At 68.4% G+C, this 5,194-nt stretch carries 6 protein-coding genes; 5 read left to right on the top strand and 1 reads right to left on the bottom strand.

Going from position 1 to position 5,194, the window contains the following annotated elements; translation table 11 throughout:
* Nucleotides 1–355 (bottom strand): FAD-binding oxidoreductase (locus G3O06_RS46455; RefSeq protein ID WP_205820103.1); only part of this gene is annotated, 355 nt, incomplete at its 3' end.
* Between the two features lie 773 nt (nucleotides 356–1,128).
* On the opposite strand from G3O06_RS46455, the gene G3O06_RS46450 reads away from it, so the two are divergent.
* From G3O06_RS46450 to G3O06_RS46430, 5 genes are all read left to right on the top strand, one after another.
* Entirely contained in the window at nucleotides 1,129–2,277 is a 1,149-nt protein-coding gene (locus tag G3O06_RS46450; protein WP_205820102.1) for an acyl-CoA dehydrogenase family protein, read from the top strand.
* A 35-nt stretch (nucleotides 2,278–2,312) separates the two neighbouring features.
* Nucleotides 2,313–2,717: a hotdog domain-containing protein gene (locus G3O06_RS46445; protein WP_174918979.1), complete on the top strand. Its 405-nt coding sequence runs from the start codon at nucleotides 2,313–2,315 to the stop codon at nucleotides 2,715–2,717.
* Between the two features lie 17 nt (nucleotides 2,718–2,734).
* Nucleotides 2,735–3,754, top strand: coding sequence for a nitronate monooxygenase family protein (locus tag G3O06_RS46440; protein ID WP_205820101.1), 1,020 nt, complete (start codon nucleotides 2,735–2,737; stop codon nucleotides 3,752–3,754).
* Entirely contained in the window at nucleotides 3,751–4,893 is a 1,143-nt protein-coding gene (gene pheA, locus G3O06_RS46435) for a prephenate dehydratase (protein ID WP_205820100.1), read from the top strand. The genes G3O06_RS46440 and pheA overlap by 4 nt, the downstream gene beginning before the upstream one ends.
* The coding region (locus G3O06_RS46430; protein WP_205820099.1) for a hypothetical protein at nucleotides 4,890–5,194 on the top strand (305 nt) is incomplete at its 3' end. The genes pheA and G3O06_RS46430, both read left to right, overlap by 4 nt.

The raw sequence follows: 5,194 nt of genomic DNA, 5'->3' as shown, positions 1-5,194 counted from the left end.
GCCGCGCCGGCAGTTCGCGCACCTCGGCCGCGGCCCAGCGCATGCTGTCCCACAGCAGGCGCGCGCCGTCGCGGCCGAGCGAATCCTCGAGCGGCTGCATGTCGCACGACCAGCCGAGCAGCGCCTGCCCGCCGTTGCGGCCCGACGCGGCCCATGCGACGCGGCTCGCTTCGAGCACGACGACGCGCTTGCCCGCAAGCGCCAGGCGCAACGCCGTATGCAGCCCGCTGAAACCCGCACCGACGACGAGCACGTCGGCGTCGATGCGTTCGTCCAGTTCCGGACGACGCGGGATCGGCGCCGGGTAAGTGCCGGCGTAGTAGCTTGCGACGTGACGGTCGGACTGCACGAACATGCGGGCTCCCGTGAAATTTAAACTGATAAATTTCATGAAAAATTAGCACGTCAATTTCACAGGGGCAAGCTGGAAATGTTTTCCCCGATCGCCGGGACAGGACAGCAAGATCGCCCCCCTAATTGTCTGATCATCTCCATTCCGAATTTCATCGTCGCGCGCCCCGATGCAACGCAAGTGCGCCCGGCAACAGTCCGACCTGTCGACGACAACGACACGGGCATCCTGGCGTCCCGGCATCCGGCGCGAACGTATTTCCGCTCACGACACACTGGTCCCACCACGACTGGAAGTTCGTCACCGCATTCGCACCGCGCGGGCTTTCGATACGCGATCGGTACGGTTGCCGGCCTCGTGCGCAACTGAATTTCCCACCAGCTTCCACTCACGAGAACCGGCATCGTTCGAATCTCGTCTTTTTAAAATAATCTGCAGTGCGAACTCAATCGACTCCACTCGCTTGAAAGATGGACCTACAACCCGGCACCGCCTCGCCGTCACGATCGACGCGCGGCAGCATCTTCACCGGCCGGCGCGCCATCGTTTCCCGTCGTCGAAGCGCTCCGGCTCTCGCAGCGATCCTTCGCGACGATGCGTGCGACCGGCATCACGACCTCGCTCGACAAGCATGCTCGACCGTTCGTCACATCGCTCGTTTCGCCCGGATCATCCGCTGATGCGCGTCGCGCCGGAGTGCAATATCTGACAGTTTCTCGGCCGGGGGCTTTTCATTAGATTGGCGACACGATCCATGCAAAGTCTCGCTCCCCGACATGACAATCACTGCCAGCGAAGCACAGCACACGACGACCGCCACGTTCCGCGACATCGCCGAACGCCATGCGCAGTCCGCCCCTTCCGACTCATTCCATCGCGATGCATGGGATGCATTGTCCGAGGCGGGACTGTGGCGCCTGCCGGTACCGCGTGAACTCGGCGGTGCGGGAGGCACGTGGCGCGACTTCATCGACGCGTTCGAGACGATCGCCGCGGCGCTGCGCTCCGTCGGCTTCGCAATGGCGCTCGCCAACCAGGCGACACTGATTCGCGCGATCGTCGCGTACGGTTCCGACGTGCAGCGCGCACGGCATCTGCCACCGCTGCTGTCCGGCGCCATCGGCGCCACGGCGATCTCGGAAAAAGGCACCGGCACCGAAGTGCGCGCGCTCGAAACCGGCCTCGTGCGCGACGGCGACCACTACCGGCTCGATGGCCACAAGTACAACATCAGCCACGCGCCCGAAGCACGCCTGATGATGATCGTTGCGACCCTGACCGGCGACAGCAAGCCGGCCACCGCGCTGGTGCTGATCGATCCCGAACGCGCAGGCGTGCAGCGCAGCGCGCCGCAGGCAACGCTCGGCGTCACGGACTTGCCGATCGGAGACATCGCGTTGTCCGGCGTACGCGTCGAGGCCGACGAGTTGCTCGGCGCGCCCGGCGACGGACTGCGCCTGCTGATGGACATCGCGTCGATGAATCGCGCGCTGTTCGGCCTGCTGTGCGCGAACGTCACCCAGCCGTTCCTCGCCGACGCGCTCGCACACACCGGCGCCCGCAAGACGCTCGGCGTCGCGCTGGACAGCCATCAGCACGTGCAGCGCCGGCTGGTCGACGTCCAGGTCGGCATCGAACGTACCCGCTGGACGGCGCGCGCCGCGCTTGACCTGCTCGTCGAGCAGCGTCCCGAAGCCCTCGCGAACTGTTCGATCGCGAAGCTCGCAGGCGCACGCGATCTCGCGCAGGCCGCGCTGCACCTGCTGGCGATTCACGGCAGCGACGGCTACCGGCACGGCCCGCTCGCCACCTTCGTCGCTGACGCGCTCGCAATGGGATCGGCCGGCGGCACCGAGGAAATGCATTACCGGAACATCTTCAGCCAGATGCAACGACGCGCGGCCGCCACGGCGCGCGCGGCGTGACCGCTCACCTTTCACCACCACTTCAGGAGTTTCTCTTGACTATCCAGACTGGCCTGCGCGCCCGCGCCACCCACCGCGTCGACACGATTTCGCTCGCCGATCAATGGGGAGGCGAAGCGCACGCGCTCGCGAGCCCGATCATGATCATCTTCATCGAGCAGACCTGCATGCAGGCGACCGACCATCTGCTGCCGGACGGGCAGATGACGGTGGGCTACAACTTCGAGATCAAGCATCTCGCACCGACGCCGCCGGAATGGGAAGTGACGGTCGACGCCGAACTGATCGAGGTCGACGGCCGCATGATGACGTACCGGGTCGAAGTGCGCGACGCGGTGGGCGTGGTCGGCGAAGGCGTGCATACGCGCTGCGCGGTCAGCCGCGACGGCTTCCACCGCCGCCTGGGCGAGCGGCGCGACAGCGCGGCGCTCGCGCGCTAACGAGCCGGAGCCCGACCATGATTCCGCTTCCGCTGCAGGGTCTCCGGCTGCCGGTGATTGCGTCTCCGATGCTGATCGCGAGCTATCCCGAGATGGTGCTCGCCCAGTGCAAGAGCGGGATCGTCGGCGCATTTCCCGCGCTCAACGCGCGGCTCAGCGCGCAGCTCGGCGACTGGATCGACACGATCGACGGCACGCTGCGTGCGTACCGGGACGCCCATCCCGATGTGCCGGTCGGCCCGTACGCGGTCAACCACATCTGCCATCCGTCGAATCCGCGCGTCGAACAGGACCTGCGCATCTGCATCGAGCGGCGTGTGCCGCTGATGATCACGAGCCTGCGCGCACCGTCGCGCGACATCGTCGACGCGATCCACGCCTACGGCGGAATCGTGCTGCACGACGTCACGACGGTGCGGCATGCGCAGAAGGCGCTGGAAGCCGGCGTCGACGGCCTCGTTCTCGTCGCGGCCGGTGCGGGCGGCCACGCCGGCACGCTGTCGCCGTTCGCGCTGGTCACGGAAGTGCGGCGCTTCTACGACGGCTTCATCGCACTGTCCGGCGCGATCGCGACAGGCGACGCGATCGCCGCCGCGCGCGCGCTCGGCGCCGACTTCGCGTACATCGGCACGCGCTTCCTGGCATCGCACGAAGCAAACGTGGTGCAGCGATACAAGGACACGATCGTCGAAGCCAGCGCTGCCGACATCATCTATACCGACGCGTTCACCGGCGTCCACGGCAACTACCTGCGCCAGAGCATCGAGGCGGCCGGGCTCGACGCGCGCAGGCTCGCGCGGGTCGACGGCGCGCAGCTCGATTTCTCGCCGGAAGGCGGCGCGAAGCAGTGGCGTGACATCTGGGGGGCCGGCCAGGGCGTCGGCGCGATGGACGCGGTACTCAGCGTCGCCGAGATCGTCGAGCGGCTCGAAGCCGAATACGAGCGCGCCGTCGCGCGCATGCAGCCGGTGGTAGCCGGGCACGTCGCCGCACACCGGCCGGCCGTTTCCTCGACTTCACGGATCGAAACGCCATGACGCCGTCCGAACTTGCCGCCCCGTCGTCCGTCGACGATGCGATCGCGCGCCGCCGCGCACAGATCGACGTGATCGACGACGAGCTTCTCGCGCTGATCGGCCAGCGCATCGCGCACGCAACCGAGATCGGTCATCTCAAGCGGCACGCGGGGCTCGCGGTGCAGCAGCCCGCCCGCGAAGCGTCGATCGTCGCCGAGCTGTGCACGCGCGCGCCGTGGGGGCTGCGCGACCGTGACCTGAAGGCCATCTGGCAAACGCTGTTCCGCGCGAGCCGTGACGCGCAATCGCTGCCGTCCGTCGCGTTCCTCGGCCCGTCGGGCACCTACACCGAAGCCGCGATGCTGCGGCACTTCGGCGAGTTCGCCCGCGGGCAGGCACACGAGACGATCGACGCGGTGTTCGAAGCGCTCGCGCACGGCGACGCGGAATGCGCGGTCGTGCCGGTCGAGAATTCTTCCGAAGGCAGCGTGACCCGCACGCTCGACCTGCTGATCGCGCAAGCGGCACCCGTCACGGGCGAGATCGAACTGCCGGTCGCGCACTGCCTGCTGAGCGCCAGCGGATCGCTCGCCGGCGTCGACAGCGTGGTCGGCCATCCGCAGGCACTCGCACAATGCCGCGTGTGGCTCGACACGCATGCGCCAGGCCTGCGCCGCATCCCCGTTTCCAGCAACGCGGTGGCCGCGCGCGAGGCCTCGCACCTGTACGACTGCGCGGCGATCGCCGGCGAACCGGCGGCCGCGCTTTACGGACTGCGAATCGTATCCCGGGCGATCCAGGATCATCCGGACAACCGCACGCGCTTCGTGATCGTCGGCGGGCAGACGCCCGCCCCGACCGGCCACGACCGCACGAGCATCGTGCTGCGGCCGACCGATGCGCCCGACGCGCTCGCGCGCATATTCGATGCGCTCGCCCACCACCGCGCACCGCTGCTGTGGGTCGATGTGCGTCCGGCACGGGGGGCCGGCCATGCGTATCGGTACTGCATCGATTTCGGCGGGCACCCGCTCGATCCGAACGTGCGCGCGGCGCTCGACGAAGTCGCGCTCGCCGCCGCCGAACTGCGCGTCCTCGGCGCGTATCCGCGTGCCGCGAGCGGTACGGGCGCACACGCCGACGGCACGGCCGCGCAATGACGACGGCACCCGCTTCGTCCCGCGTCGCCGCCCGGCTGCTCGCGATTCGCGACGGTCGCGACGATCGCCTGCTCGTGCTGTGCGGCATCGCGTCGGCGGGATGCCTGCCGCTCTTCGCCGGACGATGGCTGCGCGCACTGCGCGCCGAATACGACGACGAACTGGAGTTGCTGCCGATCGTACGCGGCATGCCGGACGCCGCCGACACCGCGTGCCTGCTGCGGCGCTGCGCGCGCCTCCAGCTTCCGGCCGTCGCGATCGGCGACACCGCGGCAACCGCCTACGGCCGCTGGCGCGCCTA

Source organism: Burkholderia sp. Ac-20345 (genome assembly GCF_017104825.1).
In the GTDB taxonomy this organism is placed as follows: Bacteria; Pseudomonadota; Gammaproteobacteria; order Burkholderiales; family Burkholderiaceae; genus Burkholderia; species Burkholderia lata_B.
This window is presented reverse-complemented; position numbering and strand designations above follow the sequence as displayed.

Coding starts and splice junctions, on each gene's coding strand:
- G3O06_RS46450 (WP_205820102.1), top strand. CDS start 1,129: ATGACAATCACTGCCAGCGAAGCACAGCACACGACGACCGCCACGTTC.
- G3O06_RS46440 (WP_205820101.1), top strand. CDS start 2,735: ATGATTCCGCTTCCGCTGCAGGGTCTCCGGCTGCCGGTGATTGCGTCT.
- pheA (WP_205820100.1), top strand. CDS start 3,751: ATGACGCCGTCCGAACTTGCCGCCCCGTCGTCCGTCGACGATGCGATC.